Source organism: Butyrivibrio sp. AE2015, assembly GCF_000420825.1.
In the GTDB taxonomy this organism is placed as follows: Bacteria; Bacillota; Clostridia; order Lachnospirales; family Lachnospiraceae; genus Butyrivibrio.
Genome location: NZ_ATVR01000016.1, coordinates 50,241 through 76,964, shown reverse-complemented (window position 1 = coordinate 76,964; position 26,724 = coordinate 50,241). Strand labels below are relative to the sequence as shown.

The following is a 26,724-nucleotide window of genomic DNA, read 5'->3' as shown; positions in this document are numbered from 1 at the left end:
CTCTGACACTTCCTTCATAACCTGTGATCACAATAAATTTATGACTATCTTTCCTGCTTTCGCTAATCTCATAAACAAATGGCATATTGCCTTCACCCGACCTTAAATAGATTCCACCTCATAATAATATACATTCTAAAAATTACCAATTCAAGAATATATACTTTATTGTAAACAGACGCAGCCGAACTGAAAGTGTAGGCTGCTGTTCTTGCAAAAAAATTATTCTTTATATGTGTAGTAAACCATAAATCCATAAGTGCCCATAACTTCGGATAGAGCGATTTAGTATGAGCAATAGAGACAGTTAAGATAAAATAAAAGCCTTGTTTTCTGTTCTGAATAAGCATGAAAGAAAACAAGGCGCATTATTTTATATTTACTGTGTCTTTGCGAATACTCCGAGATCTATCCGAAGTTATGGGCACTTTTGGATTTTATGCCACTCGCAAGAAAGTATATTTATTTGTCAAGTCGGACGGTTCTTGTGCAGACTTTCTCTGCAAGGGCCTTGTTGTGGGTGATCACTGCCATGCCCATGTTTCGCTCTTTGGCTATATCAAGAAGTATATTCCAGACCTGAGCCTGAGTGATAACGTCTAGCATTGTAGATATCTCATCACAGATAAGGATTTTTGTCTTTGGTGTAAGGATCCTTGCTATGCAAAATCTTTGAAGTTCTCCACCTGAGAGTTCTGAAGGCCAGCGATGCAGCCACTCCTTCTCGATTCCCATTTTAGTCAAAAGAGCTTCATCCGGAGTAAAACACTCATTAAGCGTCTTTTCCATCCTCCACCTGGGATTTACCGAAAGCTCCGGATGCTGATAGATAAGCTGCACCGGGCAAAAGCCTTTTGAAGGCAGCTCCTTTCCATCTATGAGCACCTGGCCTTCCGATGGTTTCTCATATCCTGCCAGTATCCTTGCAAGAGTTGTCTTACCAAAACCGGATGGAGCAACAATTCCCACTCTCTCGCCTTCTTCTATGGAAAGTGAAACATCCTTCAAAATCCAGGGACTTTTTTTGTCATATCTAAAGCTTATATTTTTTGCCTCAAGTTGCATGAGCGCACCTAACCTTTCCGCCTCTTACTTCACGCTCCGGCTGCGCACCGGCACAGGCATCGTCCCTGTATGGACAGCGGTCTGCAAAAAGACACCCCGAAGGAAGGCTTCCTGCATAGGGCTGTGCTCCGGGTATAGGCTTAAAGCCGTTTTGTGGAAGCGCATCATAAAGAGCCTTTGTATATGGATGTCTAAGAGCATCTCTTCCACTTAAAAAGTCCTTTATTGATGCTATCTCAACTATTGTTCCTGCGTAAAAAACTGCGATTCTGTCTGCCACATTAAGGGCAAGATCTATATCATGTGTGATCATAAGGATTCCTGTCCCCTGATCGGCAAGAGTCCTGAAATGTTTTAATGTCTCCATTGCAAGCTCAAGGTCGAGACCAGGTGTAGGTTCATCGGCTATTATAAGCTTGGGATTTCCCATAACTGCGCCTGAAATGAGCACACGCCTTGCCATTCCTCCCGAGAGCTGGAACGGATACTTTTTCTCTGTATCCTTTCCTAAACGGTACTTTTCAAACAGCTCCTCCTGACGGGCTTTGCTGCCTTTTACTCCCTGAACCTGCTTTCCAACCTTCATAAGTGGATCAAGGTAATCCACAGACTGAGGGATAAAAGAGATTTCTTTTCCATAAAGATCAGGTGTAGTCTTCATGGAAAGTGGTTTCCCATCATATGTGATCTTACCGCTCACAACCGCGTTCTTAGGAAGAAGATCGAGGACAGCGCTTGCCAAAATGCTCTTTCCTGATCCGCTTGATCCAACAACAGCAAGGATCTCACCCTCTTTTACATCAAGTGAGAGTGAGTGGATAACTTCAAGGTTTTCTTTTTTTAATGAGTCACCCCGGTACATAGAAAAAGCTACAACCAGGTCTTCAACGTTTAATAGTGTCTTTCCCATGTTCCCTCCTTACTCGTTACCACTGTTTGGATTCCAGAGTTTTTTGAGTGTCTCACCGATAAGGTCAAACAAGACAACAGCAAGTAGGAGCATAAGCCCGGGAAAAAGAGCCATCCACCACTTTCCAGTGGTGATATGGTTCATGGATTCTGCCAAAATAACTCCGATAGCCGGCATTTCTTTTGGCAGACCAAATCCAAGGAAAGTAACTGATGCTTCATGCATGATGGCATGTGGGAACAAAAGGATAAGTCCTATAAGGTAAGCCGGAAGCACGTGAGGAACCATATGTGTAAGGGCAATAGTCAGATAGCTTTTTCCCATTTTTCTGCTTGCCAGCACGTACTGCGTATTTCGAAGCTGCAAAACCTCCTGCCTCACGATTCGGGTAAGTGAAGGCCAGTGTGTAAGGGCAACCGCCACAGTAACGCCAACTGTTCCTCTTCCTGCCATGCATGAAATAAGTATCAGCAAAACAAGATGCGGAAGTCCCATGCAAAGATCAACGCACAAATTCACAAATCGGTCCACAAATCCGCCAAATACCGCAGATGCAATTCCCATGACAAGCGCAACCACAGAGCTTACAAGAGAAGCCAAAAGACCTATCACAAGACTGTTTGAGAGTCCCTTGATGCAGCGTTTGAACATATCCCTTCCCATTGCATCTGTGCCAAAAAGGTGCTGAGCGCTTGGAGCAAGGAGCTTATTTTCGTAATGAACACCATACTCGCTTGGATCGATAAAAAGGCCCCAGAAGAACACCCCTAAAAGATAAGTAGCAGCTAAAACAATAAGGAGAGTGAGTCGTGTTCGTCTGTTCCACAAAGATGTATTTCTCATGACTCCTCCTTTTCCCTGATCCTTGGATCACAAATTCCGTACAAAATATTGGCAATAAGATTGCCTGTAAAAACAAAGAGTGCACTGATAAGCGCAATCCCCATAAGAAGAGGTGCATCGCCACTTAAAGCCGCAGCTGTAGTCGCTGTTCCAATCCCCGGATAAGCAAATACATTTTCAGCAAGTGCCATCCCGCCAAAGAGCTCACTAAATGAAGCAAACTGCAAAGTAATAGCAGGAAGCATAACATTTCTAAGAACATGACGTCTAATGATCTGTCCCTGGTTCTCACCCCGGGCTCTTGCATACAAAATATAATCACTTCCGATAATCTCAACGACTCTTTGCCTTGTATAGAGAACCACTTCACTTATATTGGCCACAGTAAGAGTGATTACCGGGAGCACCAGATGATAAAGCCTGTCCCATACAGTAACTTCACTCTTTAATTTTCCCATAGGAACAGCCATTCCAATGGGGAACCATCCAAGGCTGACTGCAAATATAACAAGGAACATCAGTCCCAGCCAGAATGTTGGTGCTGATTTGACCATCAGGCAAAAGAGCTTTGTAATCCGGTCATATATTCCGCCCTGCTTTATTCCGCAGATTACTCCGATAACAAATCCCAGTATTCCTGACAGTATCCACGCCAAAAGCATAAGCACGATTGAGTATGAGAAGCGCTCAATGATAACACTGCTAACTGCTTTTTTATATGTGATCGATGTTCCCATATCTCCATTAAGAATATTAACAAGCCACTTAAAAAAGCGCGTAAAAACAGGCTCATTTAATCCCCAGTGCTCCACTATCTCCTGTTTAGCTTCAGGTGACAATGTTGAGTTGGTTCCAATATAAGATACCAGCGGGTCAATTGGCGATTTTGCAATCAGTACAAAAGCCAAAAAGCTCACAAGTATCAATAAAAGAAGCATACGAATCAGTTCGTATAGGATATTTCTGGTTCTCATAGCTACTTACCTCAAAAAAGATACCACCTCATTCATGGGGTGGTATCCGAATGATTTATCTTCGATTTTAATATTTTATTAGTTTAACACCCAGTCCTTAAGGTTGCATATGATTGGGCTTCCATGTCCATGTGGATGAGGAATCTGCGTGGATTCTGAAATATCAAGATTATCTTTTACAAAGTATGAATGCTCTATATTTACAAGGTACAGGTATGGATACTCACTGTCACCGATAGCCTGCGCCTCTTTCCATGCAGCATTGGCATCTGCCTGATTTGATGCTGCAAAGGCTTTTTCAATAGCTGCATCGCAATCTGCATTTGTATATCCAGTTACGTTGGCATATTGTGCCTCAAGGAACATTTCTGAATCATATGTTGAATAGATAACTGTTGGTGAGAACTGTCCCCATCCCCAAACGATAGGAGTTGTATTCTCTTCTACTACAGCTACATCCCATGACTCATTGCGAACGTTTATCTCAATTCCAAGGTTTTTAGCATTCTCAGCAAGAGCTGTTGCAAGCTTATAACGATCTTCATCATTACCAGGAGCTATAAGATCAAATGAGCACTTAAGGTCGCCTTTTTCGCGGATTCCATCGCCATCAGCATCAGTCCAGCCAGCATCTTCAAGGATCTTTTTAGCCTCATCAACCTGATTGTCTTCATAGTCATCAGTTGAAGCCCAAGGAAGATTATCTGTGAAATTAACAGCAGGCTTTCCTTCGCCGTTAAATGCGTTATCAATGATCTCCTGACGATTGATACCGATTGAAAGAGCCTTACGAACGGCGATGTCACTTGTAACATTATTACCTACGTTGTACTCATTACCCTGGCTGTCCTTCATAACCTGCTCTGTAAGAGTAGGAAGGCTCACATTACGAACGTCCATAGTCTCAAGCTTATGGAGAGTCATGCTGTCAATTGTCTCATTGATATATGTTGAACCAACCATGACTACATCAAGCTGACCTGATACTGCATTGGAATATGCTGTATCCTGATCCATGGAGATAATATTTACCTGCTCAATATCAGGTGTTCCACCCCAGTAGCTTTCATTTATCTGCAGAATGATCTGCTGATTTGTATCGTACTGAGCAACCTTATATGCACCTGTTCCTATAGGTGCTGTATCAAATGTCTCACTGTTATATGAATCGCTTGGAACGATCTGAAGCATTGCTACTGTATCAAGGAATGGTGAATAGCACTCGTTAAGTGTAAATACCACCTTGTAATCACCGTCTGCTTCTACAGATTTAAGTTTTGTAAGATCAACATTTTCATTATTGGCCTGGTTCTTTTGAACCTCTTCATATGTAAAAACAACATCTTCTGCTGTGAAAGGTGTTCCATCGCTGAATGTAACTCCCTCACGAAGATTAAATGTATAAGTAAGTGCATCCTCACTTACTTCCCAGTCAGTTGCCAGATCTGCAACATATTCAGAATTTGTATCAGCCTGGATAAGTGCCTCATTTACAAACGGATATCCGTAGCTCATAAAACCTTTAACAGGATCCATGCTTGAATCAAAAATAGATCCACCTATATAAACATTGATGCTCTCTGCATCATCAGCTGTTTCTACTGTGCTATCAGCACTTCCTGTCTGGCTTTCAACCTTCTGTGTATCTTCCGCCTGACTCTGTGCTTCTGTGCTCTCAGTAGCAGCCTTTTGGCCACATCCGACCATAGAAAAAGCTAAAATGATCCCCAGTACTAATGAAATACTTTTACTCTTCATCTCTGTCCTCCAATTTTTAATGTCTATTGGATTATATGACAGAGAAAAGTCCATTTTAAGCCCCCTGGGGGGTTATTTTTTTATGATACTTAAGTTTTATATTCAAAAAGAGAGCATCCTAACATAAGCAAAAACTTACGCTAGAATGCTCTCTATGTCTTACATTTCTTTAGTTTTTATAACTTTTACAGAATCGATCACAAGACCACTCTGGGCAAAATAGAACTTCAGGTAGAAGTTCCCAAGGAAAGATGGAGCAAGCTTGATGCGGAATTTCTTCCACTCTTTGTCCATTCCTGTAAGTGTGATGGTCTGTATAAGCTGTCTGTCCTGGAAGATGGAAAGAGGAAGCTGAGCAACATCAGGCTGATTATCTGCTCGAAGTACCAGTTCAACATCCATCTCGCACTTTGTAGGTGTAGACAAAAGAAATACTGTTGTTTCACCTTTTTCTGTATTTATAAGTTTTGTATCAAGAGAAAGTTCTTTTTTATCAAACTTAACCTTGATCATATCCTGAAGAGATGCATCATCCTCATCAATTGCAGCCTTCAGTTCCTTATCAAGAGCAGACTCTTTTCCGATAAGGTGCTCAAAAGCAGGAGTCTTAAGAAGAAATCTTAAGATATTTCCTGCACATCTTGCAAGCTCATCTCTTGTTACAAGTCCCTTTTCTATAGCATCATCAAGATTATCCTTGTTGGAATTCTCTTCAGCGCTTGAATTGACCATGTTGAGATCGTTCTGGGCACGTACCTGTGCAGCAACGTTAGCATAGCTTCCCTTGCCGTTTGCTTCGTCATTGCCCATTGCCCACCAGTCTGTCATGACAATGCCGTCAAATCCCCACTCTCCTCTAAGGATAGTAGTAAGAAGGTCATAGCTGCTTGCTGTCCAGAGACCATTAACAGGGCCATATGTGCTCATGACTGCTCTTGCTCCGCCTTCTCTTACAGCAATTTCAAATCCCTTTAAGTAAATCTCACGAAGTGCTCTCTCAGATACAACATTGTTTACGTTATGTCTGTTAGTCTCCTGAGTGTTTCCTGCAAAGTGCTTGATCACACCTGTTACGCCATACTTGTGCATACCGCGAAGCTGCGCAGAAACAAGCTTACCTGTAAGGAACGGATCTTCAGAGAAATACTCAAAGTTTCTGCCGTTAAGAGGACTTCTGTGGATATTCATTCCAGGTCCTAAAAGGGCGTCAATCCTGAATTTTCTAAGTTCAAGTCCCTCCCAGCCAAACAGCTCTTCGTTTATATCTTCATTAAATGTGCAGGCAAGACATGTTCCATTTGGAAGTGAAAAAGCGTGGGTTCCACAGTCCATACGGATTCCTGAAGGTCCATCTGAACATCCGCCTACAGGAATTCCAAATTTTGAAAGAGAATCTGTCACTCCGCCATAAGCACCTGCAATTCCGGCAGTTACCTTTGGAGAACACATTCCCTCACCACGCATCATAGTAACAAGATCGCGGTCAGAAAGCTGAGCTATGAACTTATCAAGGCTGACTTTCTTATCTGCCACATCAACAAGCTTGTATCCCTTGTCACCTGTGTATTTAAGAGCCTTTGGAAGTCTGTCCTTTCTCTTCTTGTTAGGATCAAGAGTTCTAAGAGGAACATCTTCATAGACCTTTTTAACACCTTTTCCGGACACTTCTGCCTTGAGGCGCTTAAACTTATCAACAGGAGCGTATGCTTCCTCGCATTCGCATACAACTTCAAGCTTATCTAAAGAAAACTCACCTGCCACCTCAGCGCTTCTTACATCGCTGCCTGCATAAACAGTGTATTTGCCCTGTTCAAGAACATATGATGATTTGTGGCCTGTAACGCCGCCGTCATCGTAAGATGCCATCCAGTATTTAGGCACATCAAACTCAAGCTTCTGACACTGACCAGGCTTTAAAATATCTGTCTTTGCAAAACCGCAAAGGACTCTTTTAGCCTTTCCAAGCTTGCCGTTTGGTGCTTCAAAATACACCTGAACAACTTCCTTACCTGCTCTGTCACCTGTGTTTGAAACTAATACTTCAAGGGATACTCCTTCTTTTTTGTCAAAAGAAAAATCTCCCAAAGCTATATCAAAGCTTGTATAAGACAGTCCATATCCGAATGGATAAAGAACCTTCTCTTTATCAAAGGTCTCAAAATAGCGGTATCCAACGTAGATATCCTCTGCCTGGAAATTCTGTTTATCTGACCCAAAGTTCTCAGTTGAAGCATAGTCCTTGATATCTGAAGCAATCGTATCTGAAAGCTTACCTGAAGGATTAACATCTCCACAAAGAACATCAAGAACAGCATTTCCGCCTTCCTGACCTCCCTGCCAAACGTACAATACGGCTGAAGGCTTGCACTCCTTCACCCACTTCATATCTATGATATTTCCAACATTCAAAAGAACTATTGTCTGCTTAAATGCCTTGCATACCTTAGAAAGAGCCTTGCTTTCTTCTTTTGTCAAAAGATAGCTTCCCTCTGTAGCCTTATTATCCTGATCTTCGCCGGCGGTTCTGCCGATGATGAAAATGGCTTTATCAGAATCAGTTGCTGCCTTTTTTACAAGCGTATCTGTTATAGGCATTTCCTTCTGAAACCATGGCTCTGATGCCCAACCAAAGCCTGACTCATATGGATTTTCTTTTACAAAATCCTCGTATGCTTTTCTGACATCTTTGTTAATCTTATATTTGCCTGAAGCTTCAAGTGCCTCGTAAATTCCCACAACATAGCGGGCATTGACCATTCCGCCTGAACCTGTTCCGCTCTTGTAATAATTCATCTGAGCTCTTCCAAAAACAGCAATCTTCTCATTTTTCTCAAGAGGAAGTGCGCCGTCTTTATTCTCGAGCATAACTATGCCCTCTGCTGCTGCACTTCTTGCTGCGAGCTTAAACTTTTCTATATCCCACGTCTTGCTCATAACCTAACCTCAAAAATAATTGTTTTTTACTAATGATATTGACTTACTTAAACGTTTTCGTCAATACTATTTTTTTCCGACAAGAATAGTTATTGCCTTCTCAACAACTTCTATCTCTGTTTCTTTGAATGCTCCGCCAAATTCTCCATCCAGCGTCCACTCTGTTTCATCGTCGGAAACGAATTTTGCGCTTCTTACCTGCTTGTAAATAATGTATGGATTGTCGGGCTCTTTTGTGGCAAGTGCAGCTATTACAGCGTTGAATTCAGCCAGATTCTTGGGAGCCTTTATCAAAAGAAGCTCCATAAATCCATCATCCTGCTTTATATCGCCGTCTGCAAAAAGAGTCATTCCTGCAACCGAGGCAGAATTACTTACTGCGCCAAAAATAAAATCTCCCTCTTCATACAGATCATCAGCCTCAATCTTCATATGACAGCTATAACCTATATTCTGAGGAAGTTCAGCTATTGCACTGATAACATAGGCAGCGTATCCCAAAACGTTTTTCAGATCCTGATCTGTGGCATAGCTCACCTTTGAGAATGCACCGAATGCAGCCACGTAATTAAAATATTTATCGTTCATCCTGCCAACGTCATAGGTATAAGGCATCCCTTTGGAAACAACCTCTATGGCTTTTGCCTTGGAAGAAGGAATTCCCAGTCCCTTGGCAAAATCATTAGTACTTCCCGATGGAACGTATGAAAGAAGTGGTTTTTTCTTCATGTGCATAATGGCATTCATAACGTGATTCAGCGTTCCATCACCACCGCTGCACATTATCATATCCACTTTTCCGTCATACTGAGGTATTATCTCCTCTGATGTCAGGCTGCTTCCCGGAAGAATAGGGTAAACTATAGGTTCATACCCCTTCTGCGCAAGAGCTGTTGCTATTTCCAGCGTCTCACTGGCAGCTCTGCCCGTTCCTGATGTCTTATTTATAAGAATCAATGCTCTTTTTTTATCCATAATTGAAATACAACCCCGCTTTTTATTTGCGCTTGTATGTCCTATATGTGTAGGTTATATCAAAATAAACCTGCTCATCACTCTCATCTACAAGTTCCCAGTTTGGATCCTTATCAAGATTGGGGAAATAAGAATCAGCCTGATATTCCTTGTCGATAAAAGTAACTATTGCAGTATCGCATTCATCGATAAACTCGTTATAGACACTTGATCCGCCAATAATAAATACGCTGTCCGTATCAACATCCTTAACAAGCTCCAAAAGCTCTTCTTTGCTGTGAGCTACCTCTGCATTTTTTACTGTATAGTCCTCTCTTGTTGAAAGAATTATGTTCCTTCTATTCGGAAGAACCACCTGCTGTGGAAAAGTCTCAAGGGTTTTTCTCCCGTAAACTATAGTATTTCCTGTTGTGAGATTTCTGAAATTCTTCTGATCGGCAGGAATACTTACAAGGAGCTTGCCCTTGTGTCCAATTGCCCAATTGCTGTCTACTGCTACTATTGCTTTCATATGTCCTCCAAATGGTGTTATTAGATGGCTATCGGAATATCTTTTATCTGGTCGCCGGCTACTTCATAACCTTCGAGTGATACATCATTCCTTGTAAACTCATAGAAATCTTTTACATCAGGATTGAGTTTGAATTTTGGAGCCGGCAGAGGTTTTCTCTCAATAAGCTCCTTAATAAGCGGTACGTGACGATCATAGATGTGAGCATCTGCAATAACATGTACCAGCTCACCTACATTCATATCACAAACCTGTGCGATCATGTGCACAAGAACTGCATACTGGACCACATTCCAGTTATTGGCTGCCAAAACATCCTGTGATCTCTGGTTGAGGATTGCATTAAGTGTGAGTCTGTCCTCGCCTTTCTTCTGTGTTACATTGTAAGTCACGCTGTAGGCACAAGGGTAAAGGTTCATTTCATGAAGATCAGAAAATACATAAGTATTAGTCATGATCCTGCGGCTGAATGGATTGTTTTTCAGGTCATAGATAACCCTGTCCATTTGGTCAAACTCGCCCTCTCTATAAATGCTCTTTTGGCCTATCTGATAGCCGTAAGCTTTTCCAATCGAACCTGTCTCATCAGCCCACTCATCCCAAATGTGGCTGTTAAGGTCATTTATGTTGTTGCTCTTTTTCTGGTATATCCATAAGATCTCGTCTGTTGCACTTTTAAGCGCTGTCTTTCTAAGGGTCATGATCGGGAATTCCTTGGAAAGATCATATCTGTTGACCACGCCAAATTTCTTTATGGTATAAGCTGGTGTTCCGTCCGGCCAGTGTGGTCTTACCTTTTCTCCCTCTGTTGAAGTTCCATTTTCCAATATATCTTTACACATATTTATAAAGATCTCGTCAGCTCTGCTCATACTTTCCTCCTACTATAAACTCTTACTTGCTCCATTTGTCACAAAGTGAGTTTATCTGATCTGCAAATTTAGCTTTGTCTTTATTGCTTATCCCCTCGCTTTTTGCGATTATACCCATAAGTCTTGCACCGGCAGCTTTAAGCCTTGCATATACATCCGAAACAAGCGTTGACTCTTTTCTCTTAACAGGAATAGGCATTCCTTCCTTCAGAATAACTCCTGAAATAAGATCAACCTCCGTGCCGCTGTAAGGTGCCATGGCATCGAATCCATATTCATTTCTTAAGCACTCGGCAAAAGAGCTGCATACACTGTCCTCACCATGAACCACAAAGACTTTTTTAGGTCTCTGCACAGTGAAGCCGTTTATCCACTCAACAAGTCCATTTTTATCTGCGTGTCCTGACAAACCTTCGAGCTTACAGATATCTGCCTTTACATCAATCGTCTCTCCAAAGAGTTTTACCTGCTCGGCTCCATCTACTATAGCACGTCCTGTCGTTCCTACCGACTGATATCCAACAAACAATATCGTGCACTCCGGTCTCCAGAGATTGTGTTTCAAATGATGTCTTATTCGGCCTGCCTCACACATTCCGGAAGCAGAGATGATGACCTTTGGCTCAGGGTCTTCGTTTATTGCCCTTGATTCTTCGGTGGTAATAGCCAGATTAAGTCCAGGGAAAGTGATAGGATTTATCCTCTTTTTCACAAGCTCCATAGCCTCTTCATCGTAACAATCCATCTGATTGTCATTGAATATCTCTGTAGCCTCTACAGCAAGAGGACTGTCCACAAACACCTGGAAATTTGGGTTTGACTTTACCAGTCCTTCTTTTTTTATCTTTCTGATAAAATACAACATTTCCTGGGTTCTGCCCACAGCAAAAGAAGGTATGACAACATTGCCGCCTCTTGAAAAAGTTCTTTCAAGAATTTCTGTCAGGGCTTTAATATAGTCAGGCCTGTCAGTTGTATGAAGTCTGTCACCATAAGTGGACTCCATTACCACGTAATCTGCCGCATCTGTTTTTCGTGGATCCCTTATAAGCGGCTGGTCCTTATTTCCAATGTCCCCGGAAAAAACAATCTTTTTAGATACATTTTTTTCCTGGATCCACACTTCAATGCTGGACGATCCAAGCAGATGTCCTATATCGGTGAACCTTATCTTGATGCCTTCGCAGACCTCACTCTCTTCATCATATCTGCAGGGCACAAAGCTCTTTATGGTTTTCTCAGCATCTTCCATGGTATATGCCGGTTCCATCTCGGATATATCTTTGGTTCTTTTGGCTTTTCTGTTTCTCCACTCTGCTTCCTGCATCTGAATGTGAGCGCAGTCTCTGAGCATTATATTACACAAAGATGCTGTAGCTACAGTGGAAAAAATCTTTCCTCTAAAGCCCTTTGAATATAATAGTGGAAGATTTCCGGAATGATCAACATGGGCATGCGTCAGAAAAACATAATCAATTTCAGGCGCGCTTACCGGAAGTGAAACATTCTCAAAATAGTCCTTGCCCTGTTCCATTCCGTAATCCACAAGTATCTTTTTACCTGCCGCCTCAAGATAATGACAACTGCCTGTCACCTCATGATCAGCACCAATAAACATAAGTTTCATCTGCAACACCTCGTTTTTATCAGTATAACATACTTTCGGTTTCACACGGCACTTTGTTGTTTCTTTGACATTATTGGAAATATTTTCGTAAATTTGTTACAATATAGATTGACTTTATTTTAAGGAGACTTTGGAAATGTATATTAATAGATATGCAAAAAAAGCTATCGCTTCCATAATGTGTGCTGTTACTGTGCTTTCAGTAGCTGCATGTTCATCAACTGACACTGAGGACACTTCATCAGGTGATGTTTCTTATGAAGCAGTAGAAAAAAATGATTCAAGCACAGAAGCTACGACAGCAGAAGCAGTTGCAAATTCTGACGAACCTTACGTTCTCCCTGAGGGGATGTATTTCAGTGAGCTCACAGGTGAGCCAATAAGCGAAGATATCAAGGATCAGCGTCCTATCGCAGTTATGGTAGATAATGAGATCAAAGCTCTTCCACATTACGAAACAGCCAAGGCTGACGTAGTCTACGAGATGATGAACAGCACTGCCAATGACCGTATCACACGTCTTATGTGTGTTGTAAAAGACTGGAAATCACTTGAGCAGTTTGGAAGTATTCGTAGCACCAGACCTACAAACATCATTCTGGCTTCAGAGTGGAATGCTATTCTCTGTCATGATGGTGGTCCTGTCCATAACGATGCTTATTTTGCCATGGATTGGGCTAAAGACCATATTTCAGGATTGTTCTCAAGAATCAACAATGGTAAGGACAAAGAATTCACTGAATACATTGTTTCTGGCGATCTTGAAAGAGAAATACCTAAAGCAAACATTTCAGAAACCTATAACGAATTTGCTAATGAAGGAAGCCACTTTAATTTTACAGACTATGGCACAGAGATAAAACTTGATGAGAAATATGACAGATCATACACTGCCAACAAGGTATCTCTTCCTTTCCCTCACAACAGCTCAACACTTACTTATAACCCTGAAACAGGACTTTATGAGTATTCTGAATACGGCGAGCCTCATGAAGATGCCGACAGCGGTGAAGTTCTTTCATTCAAGAATGTTATTCTTCAGAAATGCAGCTTCACACAGTTAGATGATGAAGGATATCTGATCTATAACTGTGTCGGCGCTGGTGAATACGCATGGTATCTCACAAACGGAGTTGCAAAAGACGTTACATGGGTTAAATCAGGATACACTGATGTAACAAAGTTCTATGACGAAAACGGCGATGAGCTTGAGATCAACAACGGTAAAACTTACATTGCACTTGTTCCTGATGACACCTGGGAAAAAATTATCTTTGAATAAAACAATATGACTTTCGATATAGACAAATACCGCAAACTTAATGGCAATACACTAAAAGTAATAGCATGCATATGTATGCTTATAGACCATATCGGCGCAGCTATCATTCTTCCTGTATTTCAGGCCGGAGTTCAGAAAGATATCTTTGATTTTGAAAAGTTGAACATGTTTTACAAAATTTTGCGATTTGTTGGTCGCAGTGCCTTTCCGGTATTTGCTTTTCTACTGGTTGAGGGTTTTTACCACACAAAAAACAGACTAAGATACGCTCTTAGTCTGTTTATTTTTGCTATTATTTCTGAATATCCCTATGATCTTGCATTCAATAAGGCTGACAACGACTTTATGTACAGCGCCAACGTTTTATTTTCACTATTTATTGGCCTTCTCGTCATATGGGCTGCAGACTTCTTTAGAAAAGAATTATCTATGTCAGATAAAAAGATATCCCGCATAGCATTCTATCCTGCTAGCGCACTTGTTATAGCAATTGGCGCCTATACTGCACATGTTATTAACTGCGACTATCGCGAATTTGGAATATGTGTGATCCTTATATTTTATTTCTTCCATTTCTATGAAGCGATAAGCCTTCTTGCTTCCTATATCGTACTCTGCGGAATTTCCAATGAATTCAAAGCTTTTCCAGGCTTTATCCTCCTGTTTTTCTATAACAAAAAGCGGGGCAAAGATCTAGGAAAGCTTAAGTATCTCTTCTATCTCTTCTACCCCGCACATTTACTACTGTTGTATGCGATCCGCTATGCAATTTACAAAATATGATCAGTTGCCTACAAGACTAGCCATAGCCTCCTGAGCACCACATATATTTGTAGTTGAAAGTGTATAATTCTGTAATATGTTGGTCTGGAACTCAACACAACCAGGCTCTTTAGCTACAACCTCAGCGTACTGTGAATATCCGCCGTCCTTATTGCCTGTAAGAATATATACAGTCTCTCCCTCTTTTACCTGGAACTTGACCTCAATAGTTGCTGTGTCAGTCAAAATAGCATTGTTACTAAAAACTATCTTGTATGTTCCCGGATAAAAAGCATCCTGTGACTTGGTTATTGTTCCACTAAATGGAAGTGTTCCCTCGTCAGTCTTAACTGTCACTCTCTGTGAGAGCCTAATATGTTCGCTCTTACTCGATGTTTCATGAGAACCCTCATAAATACTACGACTAATATCCATATTGGCTTCGCTTGCAGTACCAAACAACACTATGGCACCGGCAAGTACCGATATACCCAAGAGAAATGCGCCAAGAACAATAAGCATTGTTCTTCTTGTTTTTGTCATTTCAACCCACCTATTATTTCATATCTATTCACAAATACTACTAGAGTCTATCACATTTTGGACACAATTTTCAAGAGCTTGTTTATAGAAATTTAATAAATAATTTATCTTTTCCAAGTTTTGGGCTTTATGAATATAAGTATAGGAAGTAGCTCAAGTCTTCCTGCAAGCATGTCAAACATCAATACAATTTTGGCAAGAGGTGAAAACTCTGAATAATTGCCCATAGGACCAACCATTCCAAGCCCGGGACCAATGTTATTCATGGTTGCTGCCACTGATGTAACTGTGGTCTGGAAATCAAAATTATCAAGAGCTACCAATATACAGGAAATCATAAAAGTAACTACATAAAGACCTAAATAAGCTGAAACTGATTTTACAGTTGTACCCTCCACAGTATGGCCATCCATATATACTCTTTTTACAGCTTTGGGATGAACCAGGTAGTTAAGTTCATTCCTGGCATTTCTTATTACGATAATCGCTCTTGAAAACTTAAATCCGCCACCTGTTGAACCCGCGCAGGCTCCTACAAGAGATAACAGACAAAGGATCATTTTGGAAAACATGGGCCACTTATCGAAATCCATTGTTCCAAAACCTGTAGTTGTCATAACTGATGTAACTGCAAACAGAGAGTGATGGAAGGAAAGTCTTCCGTCGGTAATGATTCCTGCTCTGTATACATTTATTGAGATAAGGCACGCAGCTATGAGCATAGTCGCAAAATAGTACTTAACCTCATCTACAGCAAAAGCCTCTTTTGGCTTTCTATTGATCAGGAAATAATAAACGGTAAAGTTAACACCGCAAAGTGCCATGAATACAATGATAACCGCCTGGCTTGCGATCGAATATCCACCGATACCTGCATTATTAACAGCAAATCCACCGGTTCCTACAGTGGAAAAAGTAATAGTAACCGCATCGTATATAGGCATTCCTGTGATAATAAGGCAGATGATTTCCAAAAGAGTGATAGCTATATATATCTGGTAAAGGATCTTAGCTGTATCTTTTACCTTGGGAACAATCTTACCAACAACCGGTCCCGGGCTCTCTGCCCTCATGAGGTGCATGCTATAACCATCAACCATTGGAATAACAGCTATGAGGAACACCAAAACTCCCATTCCACCAATCCAGTGGGTAAATGTACGCCAGAACTGAACGCTGTATTCAATGCCATCCACAGAGGTAAGGATACTTCCTCCTGTGGTCGTAAAGCCCGATATAGTCTCAAAAAGGGCATCAATGTAATTGGGGATAGTTCCTGTCATAACGAAGGGCACAGCCCCAAGCATACTCATAAATATCCAGGCAAGAGCTGTTATGGCAAAGCCTTCTTTAGCATAAATAACGGTACTCTTTGGTTTTTTTATGGAGCCTAATATACCCACAACAAGCGTAATAACAATCAGTAAAAAGAAAGACTCCGCACTGTCATATTCCTTGTGGATAATTGCCACAAAAAATGGCAACATCAAAAGAAATCCCATTATCCTGAAAAGTCTGAACAGGATATATCTGATCATTGAATAGTTCATTTTACTTCTCCAGTATGTCGTTAATATCATTTAATCCGGCAAGTGTTGTTACTACAATTACCGAATCTCTGTCTCTTATAACGCTCTCTCCACTAGGAGTTATGATCTCTCCGTAATGATTTATGCAGGCTATAAGAATGCCCTTCTTAAGATTAAGCTGAGCCAAAGGAACGCCAATAACAGGGCTTCCACTTCTTACTATAAATTCAAGGGCCTCAGCTCTTTCATCATTGAGCTTATAAAGCGCCTCTATGTTGCTGTCTTTTGATGCTGACATTCCTCGCACAAACTGCACGATCCTCTCAGCAGTAATATTCTTTGGATAAATAATGCTTCCAATATCAAGTGATCCAATTATCTCACCATAGTTAACTCTGTGGACCTTTGTTATGAGTTTAGCCTTTGGATTGATGTTTTTGACATACATTGAGAGCATTATGTTCTCTTCATCGAGATTGGTAAGGGAAGCAAAAGACTCAACTCTGGTAATTCCCTCTTCCAAGAGCATATCCTTATCAGTTCCGTCACCGTTGATGACAAGTGCCTGCGGAAGGAGCTCAGAAAGCTCTTTGCAGCGCTCTGCATCTTTATCAAAAATAGTCACCTTAATACCGTAGGATATGAGCTGTCCGGCAAGATAGTATCCGGTCTCTCCGCCTCCTACAATAATTGTTGAGTGTACCTTCGCTGTAGGAAGTCCCATCTTTTTAAAGAAGTTAAGTGTATTTCTGCTGGATCCGATGATAGTAATCTCATCACCCGCCCTTAATATAAAGTTTCCATCAGGGATAAAGACATCTTTTCCTCTTGAAACAACTGCGATGATAACCTGCTTTTTAAGATCTGCAGGGATATCCTTAAGTGCCTTATCGCAGAGCCTTGAATCTTCACTGATGATCATCTTGATAAGCTCTGCTCGGCCTCTTGCAAAGGTCTCGATCTTTGTCGCTGAAGGAAGCTTTAACAGCCTTGCAGCTTCATTGGCTGCTGCCTCTTCAGGATTGATGACCATTGATAAGCCCAGTTCTTCTTTAATAAAATTAATCTCTTTCTTATAGACAGGGTTACGTACTCGCGCGATAGTATGGCAATTACCTGCCTTTTTAGCAATAAGACAGCACAAAAGATTAAGCTCATCAGAATCAGTTACAGCCACCATAAGGTCTGCCTTTTCAATTCCGGCGTCCTTCATGATAGAGTAACTTGCACCGTTACCCACAATCCCCATAACGTCATAGCTGTTTACAACGTTTTGTACAACACTACTTTTTTCCTCTATAACGGTTATATAATGTCCTTCTTTACTGAGCTGCTGAGTAAGAGTCTGACCAACATTTCCACAGCCCACGATAATAATTCGCATAATAATCCTCCAAAGACATAAAAATCCTTATATATTCTACCACAAATAGCTATTAATATATCGGCTATTCCAAAGAATAAGCTAAGTATTGCCCACAAAATGACAATACTTAGCCCATTTAATTCACATGAATTGTAGCAGCACTCTGCTCAAACAACTCCTGACAATTATCATCTTCCGCTCTCTGATAGGTGATCGTAAAGGTCTTGTACTTAGACAATATCATGTAGACTGTCTGGTAAGCCTTCTGCTGATCAGGCACCATAAAGCTTGACTCAATATGATACCCGGGATATCCATCGATAGTAATGTTCTCAAAGCTCTCCACCGTGAAGTCAACATCGCTGCCAAAGGCTTCATTATATGATTCTGACAAAAGTTTTTCATACTCACTCTTAGTGAGATTAGCGGTATTGTCTATAACTGCCTTCTCTATGGATGCGGGATTTCTTTTCTTCTCCCTGTTAGTAAGGGTGATATTTTTACCATTATCATATATGTTGTAGCTGATTGATGAAGACTCCATAGGTTCGTTCTTGTTGACAAAGGTGCCCGTTTCAGCCTGAAGTGTAAAGTCAGAAGGTACAACAAACGTACACTGTCTGGCCTCTTTTAATTCATCTTTGGCATAAATCGTTATGCCATCTAAAAATCCAACACTACTTATAATGGCTATGACAGCAGCCAATAAAAGCAGATAAACGGCTCGTATCTTTTTCATATTTCCTCCAAATTAAAGGCTTAGTTCAAATACGTCAAACCAGTATCTCTCCATGAGATAGCTTCCAAGATTCTCATAGGTTATGCCATATTCTTTATTCCACTCATCAAGTATAACTTCTCTGCTGTTAAAGCTTCCGAGAAAGAGAACTCTTTTTCCTGACAAAAGATAATTCTTAACATCCACAGAATCCTCAATAGTATAGAGTCCTGTGAGCATTTCATCCACAAGTGCTTCAGGCTGTCCATAGTAGAGATATATTTTATGCTCATCATCTGTCATATCTTCATTTAGATAATAAGCCAAAAGAGCCTGAACATGATCAAAGTTACTGATAATAAGTGTATCTGAATCTATTTCTGAAAAGAGCTCTAATGTCTTTTCCATGTTGACCTGTCGGTACTCTTCGTTACCGATAAAGCCTTTAAAATCCACACATCCAACTATAGCAATAAGTATCCCCAATATACAATAGGCTATCTGTGTGATTTTTTTGGTTCCAGTCCTATTAAATACATTCCCTATACTAATGCTTAGGGCAAGATAGAAAGCCCCCATTGCAGGGATCATATACCTGCTAACAAACACAGGGCGGATCAGCATCGATGCCACAATTCCTACAATGACCAGCAAAGGAAGCACCATAACTGCCATAAGACTCTGAAGGTCTTTTATCTTTTCATTTTCATCCTGATATCCACATTTTATCAGTCTGATCACATTGTTAACCACAATAAAGACAACAAGTATGAACAATATAACCGCCAGGGAAGTGGTAATAATACTATTTGAGAAATATCCGCTAAAGAGATATTTGATACAGCTTCCAAAGGTCCTAAGTCCCACAGGCTGTATCCAGTAGCTTCCGCTCACAGTATGTGCCTGTCCAAGGAGAACTGCAAGCCATGGAACATAGCAAACAGCAGTCAGGTTAGCGCTGATGATAACAGCTGCGATTGCCTTGAAGTTCAGATGCTTTTTGCTACCTTTACCGCCCATAACAGCAACGTACTTTATTATCATCCAAAGTAAAACATAGAAATAAATGATTGCTACTGAAAGTGCAGCATAGTAATGGGTATAAAAAGCTGCTGTTCCAAACAAAAACAGTGCGATTACGTTTGGAAGATCCCATTTTCTGTCTTCGCTCAGATAGTTTTTCATCAGATTGAAGGCATGTATAAGTGAAGCTGTCACAAAGAAAAGTGCCCAGCTGTACATTCTGATTTCAGTTGTGTATTCAGGAAGTCCCGGCATAGTAACTGACGCAAAGCAAAAAAGCCCGCTTGCAAGCATCCCATGATTTTTCCTGATGACAGTGACTGCATAAACAAAAAGCAGTAAAAACGGCAGGATTGATGCAATCTTGCCACTTGTTTCAATTGGCAGACCAAAACTGCTTCCAAGGAGCAAAAACACCCTCACGATCATATAATAGAGCGGCGGGTGCACATCCTTTGAGGTAAGACTGATAAGTTCCTCAAAAGGTCTTTTGGCAAACTCCATGGAAAAAAGCTCGTCGTACCAAATATCTGTAGAAAAGGTCAGAAGAAATGCTCTGACCAGACAATATATAGCCGCAACAATAAAACCTATTCCAATACAGTCTTTTGTGACTTTAATTCTTTTTTCAGACATTCCATCCTCTTAAATATAGGCACAGCCAATAAATAGCTGTGCCTATGATTGATTAAAGTGATTCTATAAGTTCAAGTGAATGCTCTGTGTTAAGCTTCTTGCACATTTCAACAAATGTCTCTAAAGGAACATTCTGAACCTGCTTGTTTGAACCGCGTACATTGATAGATACTGTACCCTCAGCAGCTTCTTTGTCTCCAATTACAAGGATGTATGGATCTTTGTAATTCTTGAACTTTTTGATCTTCTCTTTCATGTTGTTGTCTGAGTAATCAGCTTCAACACGAACGCCTGCTGCCATAAGAGCTTTCTCTACCTTCTCAGCGTATTCGTTGTGCTCAACTCTGATCGGAACGATACCAACCTGATATGGGCTGAGCCAGAATGGGAATACACCCTTGAAGTTCTCGATGATGATACCGATAAATCTCTCAAGTGATCCATAGATAGCTCTGTGGATAACTACAGGCATCTGCATTGTTCCATCCTGAGCCTGGTATGTAAGGCCAAAGTTATGAGGAAGCTGGAAGTCAAGCTGTACAGTCCCACACTGCCATTCTCTTCCAAGAGCATCCTTGATCTGAAGGTCGATCTTAGGTCCGTAGAAAGCACCATCGCCTTCATTTACTTCGTATCCACCCTCGCCGTACTTTTCATCAAGAATTTCCTTAAGAGCAGCCTCAGCTCTGTTCCAAACTTCAATATCACCCATGAAATCTTCAGGTCTTGTTGAGAGCTCAGCTCTGTATGTTACGCCGAATGTCTTGTAGATCTCATCTGCGATAGAGATAACGTCTGCAATCTCCTCTTTTATCTGAGATTCCATTACGAATGTATGGTCATCATCCTGACGGAACTCCTGAACACGGAAAAGACCATTCATCTGTCCTGACTTCTCTTTACGGTGAAGAACATCATACTCGCTGTAACGGATAGGAAGCTCTTTGTAAGAGTGATTTGTTCTCTTATATGTCATCATGGCATTAGGACAGTTCATTGGCTTAGCTGCCATTGTGTCATCCTGCTCACGATTGTAGATAACTGAACCAGCCTGGATCTTGATGTTCTTTGGCTCTTCTGCAGGCTCGTTGATGTTCTCAAGTACACCAGGGATCTCAGCGTCTGCCTTAAGCCATCCTGAAACACCGGGAACCATGAACATGTTGTTTACGTAATGAGCCCAGTGACCACTGATAAGCCAGAGCTTTTTGTTGTTTACAAGAGGGGCAGCTATTTCTGTATAGCCGTGTCTTTCCTGTACTTCTCTTGAATACTTAAGAAGTGCCTGATACATCTTCCATCCTCTTGGAAGCCAGTAAGGCATACCGGGAGCTGTTTCATCAAACATGAAAAGATCAAGTGCAGCCCCGATCTTCTTGTGGTCTCTCTCCATAGCTTCCTGGATCATCTTGATGTGCTGTTTAAGCTCATCCTTGCTTGGGAAAGCATAAAGATAGATTCTTGAAAGCTGATCTCTATGCTCATCGCCTCTCCAGTATGCACCTGAAACAGACTTGATCTGATAAGATGCATTAAAGAGCTCCTGAGAGTTTTCTACGTGAGGTCCGCGGCAAAGATCCACATAATCCTCACCTGTATAGTAAACAGTGATTACCTCATCCTCTGGAAGGTCATTGATAAGTTCAGTCTTGAACTTCTGATTCTTGAACATTTCAAGTGCCTCCGACTTTGAGACCTCTTTACGTGTCCAATCCTCTCTTCTCTTGATGATCTCACGCATCTTGTCTTCGATCGTCTTGAAGTCATCCTGTGTTACAGCCTTTGGAAGAACGAAATCATAGTAGCATCCATCCTCGATCTGAGGTCCGATAGCATACTGAACTTCCTCACCGTAAAGCTCGATAACTGCCTTGGCAAGAATGTGCGCAAGTGAGTGGCGGTAAACTTGTAAATACTCTTCTTTATTCATTTTTTCATCCTTTCGTGCTACCCCTACCGGGAGCAGCCTCTTACATTATTTATATTGTATTAATCAACAAATAGAAATACCGACATTTACATATGAATGAGCAAGCCCTTCACACATAAATTCAATATTTCTACCTGTCAGATCAATATCTCAAATTAAGCGTTTTTGCCGTGGCACTTCTTGTACTTTTTACCACTTCCGCATGGACATGGATCGTTAGGATATACCTTGTCCTCTTTTCTGATAGTATGTGAAGCCTTCTCCTCTTTGTAGAGAGCCTTTCTCTTGTCCTCATCAAAGATTGCTTCCCACTCTGTAAGGTTGTAAAGCCAGTCAGCACCGGCATTTACCATATTCTTATAAAGAAGTTCCTTGTCAAAGCCAAGGTTAACCTCTGTGTCCTCTTCCATATCGTCGATAGGGTTCTGCTCTTTAAGAGAGTCATTGATACCATCGAGGAATCCAACCATTGTCATAAGATCAACGCCGTATTTCTCAGCAAGTTCTTTTACAGTTCCCTTTACAACTTCATCAGGGTTCTTCAAAAGAGTTGCATAGATGTCACGTTCTTTCTGAAAATATTCTGTCCACAGCTTCTGAAGACTTCCCTTATCTGCAGTCTCAGAATAAGCCATATCACGCCATTTTTTAAGTAATGCCATAACCAAATACTCCTATTTCTTTTTTATTATAAATTTTTACTTTTGTTCAAAGCATACACGTTATTTTAATATATTTGCCTGGATATGTAAACCAAAGTTAGTGTAAATATGATGGCAGAAATCATTAATCATTTACTTTCCATTTTCCCTGGCAACTATATAGATTCTCTCACTGCCATCCGTTACCGCTTCATGCGTATCTGCATCAATTGCCGTGATGAATTCAAGACCGGCTTCTTTTACAAATGAAGTCATTTCTTCAAGCGTATAGCCTCGCTGGTAATGAGTCTCTACTGACCTTCTGAACAGCTCTTTTTCCTTATCGCAGATAGCATAGATTGTCAGATCATATTCATTGATATGCTCATCTTCATGATAGTAATTATCCCAGATAAAGCTGCAATCCTCGCGGTTTTCTGCAATTGTCACATCGCCGATCACATCTCTGTACTTGTGAAGGGTATTAAAATCAAAAATAAATATTCCCTTTGGAAACAGGAAATTGTTAACAAGTCTGAATGTTTCTATAACGTCGGCATCATCAAGCAGGTAGTTTATGCTGTCACATACACTGACAATTGTTCCCGCAGTACAGTACAGGTCAAGCTCTCTCATATCCTGTTCAAGGAACATAAGATCAATCCCCTTATTTGCCGCTTTATTTCTGGCAATATCAAGCATATCGGGAGATAAGTCAATTCCCATTATGTCATAGCCTTTTTTTGCCATTTCAATGGTGAAACTACCCGTGCCACAGCCAAGCTCAACCACAAGGTTTTTTTCCTGGTCAAGAGCTTCTTCGCTATCCTCTTTGGCCACGTCAGCTCTTTTTTCTGCATTAATCGGCCTGCTGACACCATATTTTTCAATTAATTCTGCAATAAAATTACCCCATACTTCGTATGGGGTTTCATCCATGAATGTATCATATACACTTGCAAAATCTGTATAAGCTTCCATGTTTATTCCTTTTTTAAAACTGAATGATGATCAAACAGTCCAATACACTTCAAAAAATAATTTTTTGATCAGAAAAGGCTTCCTATAAGAAGTACTACCTTTGTTCCAAGTCCCATTATAATACCGGCAAGTACTACACCGCAAACGACTGCTTTGACGCTCTTTTTGAAATCCATATCAAGGATTGAGGCAGCAAGTGTACCTGTCCATGCACCTGTTCCTGGAAGTGGAATTCCAACAAACAGGAAAAGTGCCCAGTATAAACCTTTTCCGGCTTTCTCTTTTAATTTTTCTCCGCCCTTATGTCCCTTCTCAAGACAGAAAGTAAAGAAACCACCTATCACAGGCTTATCTTTTCCCCACTCAAGGACCTTTCTGGCAAAAAAGAAAATAAAAGGCATTGGGATCATATTACCGATAATAGCAATAATGTAGCTTGGAAGTACCGGAAGCCCCATAGCAATTGCATAAGGTACTGCTCCTCTGAGCTCAACAAGCGGAACCATCGAGATCAAAAATACTATGATATACTTTTTTAACATGAATAAATCTCCTAATCATATGTGCGTTCAGTCAGCAACTCAGAAATTTTATCATTAAACTGTATTAATCGCAATCATGTATTATAGATTCTTCGTTTAAACAATTTCCCGTAGGCTCCCTATCAGCGTATCCATCTGCTCATCGGTGCCTACAGTGATCCTTAGATATTCACTTATACGTGGCAGATCCCATCTTCTTACGATTATTCCGCGCTTGCGCAGCTCCTCAAATATCTTTTTCCCGGAAACATTTTTGTGCTTTGCAAAAATAAAGTTACTTGAAGAATCAGGAAAGACAAATCCAAGCTCTGACAAAAGTGGCTTAACTCTCTCCCTGGTTGCGATTATCTTGCTGCAAGTTTCCTTAAAATACTCTTTGTCGGCCAGTGCCGCTGCTCCAAGCTCAAGAGATGTCCTGTTCATTGTGTATGAGTTAAAAGAAAACTTGGCATCATTTAAGTAACCTATAAGCTTCTTAGAGCCAAAAGCAAAGCCAATCCTCATTCCTGCCATTGCCCTTGACTTTGAAAAGGTCTGAACAACAAGCAGGTTCTCATACTTATCAATAAGGGGTAGTGCACTCTTTCCACCAAAATCAATATAGGCTTCATCAACGATCACAACCACATCCCTGTTATTCTTAAGTATATCTTCTATCATGTCCAGATCTTCAACAAGGCCCGTAGGGGCATTGGGATTAGGGAAGATAACCCCACCGTTTTCAACATAGTAATCTTCCTTCTTTATTCTGAATTCCTCATCAAGCGGAAGCTGTTTGTACGGAATCCTGTATAGGTCAGCCCATACATCATAAAAAGAATATGTGATGTCAGGGAAAAGAATGGGCTTACCCGAGTTAAAAAATGTCAAAAATGCCATAGAAAGCACATCATCAGATCCAACTCCGACGAATATCTGATCTGAAGGCACATTGTAATAGTCTGACAAAGCATTTATCAATACGCCTGAACCCGGATCCGGATATAATCTCAAGGATTCATAACAAAAACTATCCAGGGCCTTCTTTACAGATGGCGCCGGTGGATAAGGGCATTCGTTTGTATTTAATTTTATAATATTGCTTATTTTAGGCTGTTCTCCAGGAGTATATGGAACAACTTTTCTGACATTTTCTTCCCAAGACATGTTAAATCCTCCATTACTTTATTGCTCTACCATGATAAAGCATAGTCTAACATATCATTTTTAAACTGGCAATCTCTTTTATCCCTGTATGTCAAATTTACTTCTAATCCTACGTTACCCTATTATCATCACATCCAATGTGATATCATCACACCTCAATCTCGCCCTCAAATACTGTTGTTGCAGGTCCTTCCATAATAACAGATGAACCACTAACCCCGTCCCAGGAGACCATTACTTCTCCGCCAAGGACATGAACTGTCACATCATTATCTGTAAGTCCGTTCAAGACGCAGGCAACTCCTGTTGCGCAGCATCCGGTACCACAGGCAAGAGTCTCACCTGTTCCTCTCTCCCACACGCGCATGTGAACATTGTTTTTATCATCAATCTTTACAAATTCTGTATTTACGCGTCTTGGAAAGAACTCATGATTTTCAAACTTTGGCCCGATCTTCTCTATATCAAAATTCTCAAGACTCATATCTTCAGGTAAAAAAACTACCGCATGAGGGTTACCCATTGAAACACAGGTCATGTGCCACTCTTTGCCATCAACGACAATTGGTGCATCCACGACCATATCTGTTTTTTCGCCATCATTGATACAGACCGGCACATCCTCCGGTTTTAATATAGGCGCCCCCATATCAACCTTCACTGATGAGACCATTCCATCATCACCAATAGTAAGATCTATGTATTTTTTCTTTCCTGCACTTACGATAACAAGGTTCTTTTTAGTAGTAAGTCCCTTGTCATATACGTACTTTGCAACGCATCTAATGCCGTTTCCACACATTTCTGAACGGGAACCGTCCGCGTTATACATCTCCATTTCAAAGTCGATGCTATCATCATCCACAGGATTTATAAAAATAAGGCCATCAGAACCAATTCCGAAATGTCTGTCAGAAACTTTAATAGCAAGCTCAGATTTCTTTTCCTGAGAAATCTTCTCACTTTTTCCATCTACATAAACATAATCGTTTCCACAGCCATGCATTTTTGTAAATTTCATATCTTAAACCCTGACCACTTCCAACAATCTGCGAAAGTGTCCTTTCTATACATATTTATTTTATAGCACTCAAAAGCCACAACAATTCATCACAGTTGCCACTTATTATTTTTCATATTAAACATCTGCAAAAAA

23 protein-coding genes are annotated in these 26,724 nt (G+C 40.8%); 2 read left to right on the top strand and 21 right to left on the bottom strand.

Annotated elements, in window-relative coordinates:
* Positions 1-462: 462 nt before the first annotated feature.
* The 10 genes from G585_RS0109520 to G585_RS0109475 form a co-directional block, all read right to left on the bottom strand.
* Positions 463-1,065 (bottom strand): ABC transporter ATP-binding protein, encoded by a 603-nt coding sequence (locus G585_RS0109520; RefSeq protein ID WP_022774617.1) that lies wholly within the window; start codon positions 1,063-1,065, stop codon positions 463-465.
* Positions 1,055-1,975 carry an ABC transporter ATP-binding protein gene (locus tag G585_RS0109515; protein WP_022774616.1) on the bottom strand — a complete coding sequence of 307 codons (921 nt, stop codon included), beginning with the start codon at positions 1,973-1,975 and terminating at the stop codon, positions 1,055-1,057. The genes G585_RS0109520 and G585_RS0109515 overlap by 11 nt, the downstream gene beginning before the upstream one ends.
* Positions 1,976-1,984: 9 nt before the next feature.
* A complete protein-coding gene (locus tag G585_RS0109510) occupies positions 1,985-2,818 on the bottom strand; it encodes an ABC transporter permease (protein WP_022774614.1) in 834 nt (277 codons plus the stop codon).
* On the bottom strand, positions 2,815-3,792 hold the full coding sequence (locus G585_RS0109505) for an ABC transporter permease (RefSeq protein ID WP_022774613.1): 978 nt from the start codon (positions 3,790-3,792) through the stop codon (positions 2,815-2,817). The genes G585_RS0109510 and G585_RS0109505 overlap by 4 nt, the downstream gene beginning before the upstream one ends.
* A gap of 78 nt (positions 3,793-3,870) precedes the next feature.
* On the bottom strand, positions 3,871-5,550 hold the full coding sequence (locus tag G585_RS0109500) for an ABC transporter substrate-binding protein (RefSeq protein ID WP_026663907.1): 1,680 nt from the start codon (positions 5,548-5,550) through the stop codon (positions 3,871-3,873).
* A gap of 159 nt (positions 5,551-5,709) precedes the next feature.
* Positions 5,710-8,484 carry a glycoside hydrolase family 3 protein gene (locus tag G585_RS0109495; RefSeq protein WP_022774611.1) on the bottom strand — a complete coding sequence of 925 codons (2,775 nt, stop codon included), beginning with the start codon at positions 8,482-8,484 and terminating at the stop codon, positions 5,710-5,712.
* Positions 8,485-8,550: 66 nt separating this feature from the next.
* Positions 8,551-9,459, bottom strand: a complete 909-nt coding sequence (locus G585_RS0109490) for a diacylglycerol/lipid kinase family protein (protein ID WP_022774609.1) — start codon at positions 9,457-9,459, stop codon at positions 8,551-8,553.
* Between the two features lie 22 nt (positions 9,460-9,481).
* Complete coding sequence (locus tag G585_RS0109485; RefSeq protein ID WP_022774608.1) at positions 9,482-9,970, bottom strand: dihydrofolate reductase; 489 nt, start codon at positions 9,968-9,970, stop codon at positions 9,482-9,484.
* Between the two features lie 20 nt (positions 9,971-9,990).
* Positions 9,991-10,842: a thymidylate synthase gene (gene thyA, locus G585_RS0109480; protein WP_022774607.1), complete on the bottom strand. Its 852-nt coding sequence runs from the start codon at positions 10,840-10,842 to the stop codon at positions 9,991-9,993.
* A gap of 22 nt (positions 10,843-10,864) precedes the next feature.
* Positions 10,865-12,469, bottom strand: a complete 1,605-nt coding sequence (locus tag G585_RS0109475) for an MBL fold metallo-hydrolase RNA specificity domain-containing protein (RefSeq protein WP_022774606.1) — start codon at positions 12,467-12,469, stop codon at positions 10,865-10,867.
* A 136-nt stretch (positions 12,470-12,605) separates the two neighbouring features.
* Between G585_RS0109475 and G585_RS0109470 the strand changes: the two genes are divergently transcribed.
* Positions 12,606-13,751, top strand: coding sequence for a DUF3048 domain-containing protein (locus tag G585_RS0109470; protein ID WP_022774604.1), 1,146 nt, complete (start codon positions 12,606-12,608; stop codon positions 13,749-13,751).
* Between the two features lie 6 nt (positions 13,752-13,757).
* Positions 13,758-14,534 (top strand): TraX family protein, encoded by a 777-nt coding sequence (locus G585_RS0109465; protein ID WP_022774603.1) that lies wholly within the window; start codon positions 13,758-13,760, stop codon positions 14,532-14,534.
* Here G585_RS0109465 and G585_RS0109460 read toward each other — a convergent pair whose 3' ends face one another.
* From G585_RS0109460 to dapF, 11 genes are all read right to left on the bottom strand, one after another.
* Positions 14,535-15,056 (bottom strand): hypothetical protein, encoded by a 522-nt coding sequence (locus G585_RS0109460; RefSeq protein WP_022774602.1) that lies wholly within the window; start codon positions 15,054-15,056, stop codon positions 14,535-14,537. It abuts the gene before it with no gap.
* Between the two features lie 104 nt (positions 15,057-15,160).
* A complete protein-coding gene (locus G585_RS0109455; protein WP_022774600.1) occupies positions 15,161-16,606 on the bottom strand; it encodes a TrkH family potassium uptake protein in 1,446 nt (481 codons plus the stop codon).
* Between the two features lies 1 nt (position 16,607).
* The gene (trkA, locus tag G585_RS0109450) at positions 16,608-17,969 is read right to left on the bottom strand and encodes a Trk system potassium transporter TrkA (protein ID WP_022774599.1); all 1,362 of its coding nucleotides are present in this window, start codon (positions 17,967-17,969) and stop codon (positions 16,608-16,610) included.
* A 118-nt stretch (positions 17,970-18,087) separates the two neighbouring features.
* On the bottom strand, positions 18,088-18,690 hold the full coding sequence (locus G585_RS0109445; protein WP_022774598.1) for a hypothetical protein: 603 nt from the start codon (positions 18,688-18,690) through the stop codon (positions 18,088-18,090).
* Positions 18,691-18,702: 12 nt separating this feature from the next.
* Complete coding sequence (locus G585_RS0109440; protein ID WP_022774596.1) at positions 18,703-20,328, bottom strand: glycosyltransferase family 39 protein; 1,626 nt, start codon at positions 20,326-20,328, stop codon at positions 18,703-18,705.
* A gap of 52 nt (positions 20,329-20,380) precedes the next feature.
* Positions 20,381-22,258, bottom strand: a complete 1,878-nt coding sequence (locus G585_RS0109435) for a threonine--tRNA ligase (protein WP_022774595.1) — start codon at positions 22,256-22,258, stop codon at positions 20,381-20,383.
* 155 nt (positions 22,259-22,413) lie between these two features.
* Positions 22,414-22,920, bottom strand: coding sequence for an SEC-C metal-binding domain-containing protein (locus G585_RS0109430; RefSeq protein ID WP_022774594.1), 507 nt, complete (start codon positions 22,918-22,920; stop codon positions 22,414-22,416).
* A 132-nt stretch (positions 22,921-23,052) separates the two neighbouring features.
* The gene (locus tag G585_RS0109425) at positions 23,053-23,880 is read right to left on the bottom strand and encodes a class I SAM-dependent DNA methyltransferase (protein ID WP_022774592.1); all 828 of its coding nucleotides are present in this window, start codon (positions 23,878-23,880) and stop codon (positions 23,053-23,055) included.
* 68 nt (positions 23,881-23,948) lie between these two features.
* The gene (locus G585_RS0109420; RefSeq protein ID WP_022774591.1) at positions 23,949-24,422 is read right to left on the bottom strand and encodes a COG2426 family protein; all 474 of its coding nucleotides are present in this window, start codon (positions 24,420-24,422) and stop codon (positions 23,949-23,951) included.
* Between the two features lie 96 nt (positions 24,423-24,518).
* Positions 24,519-25,568 (bottom strand): histidinol-phosphate transaminase, encoded by a 1,050-nt coding sequence (gene hisC / locus G585_RS0109415; RefSeq protein WP_022774590.1) that lies wholly within the window; start codon positions 25,566-25,568, stop codon positions 24,519-24,521.
* 148 nt (positions 25,569-25,716) lie between these two features.
* Positions 25,717-26,589: a diaminopimelate epimerase gene (dapF, locus tag G585_RS0109410; protein ID WP_022774588.1), complete on the bottom strand. Its 873-nt coding sequence runs from the start codon at positions 26,587-26,589 to the stop codon at positions 25,717-25,719.
* Positions 26,590-26,724: the final 135 nt, after the last annotated feature.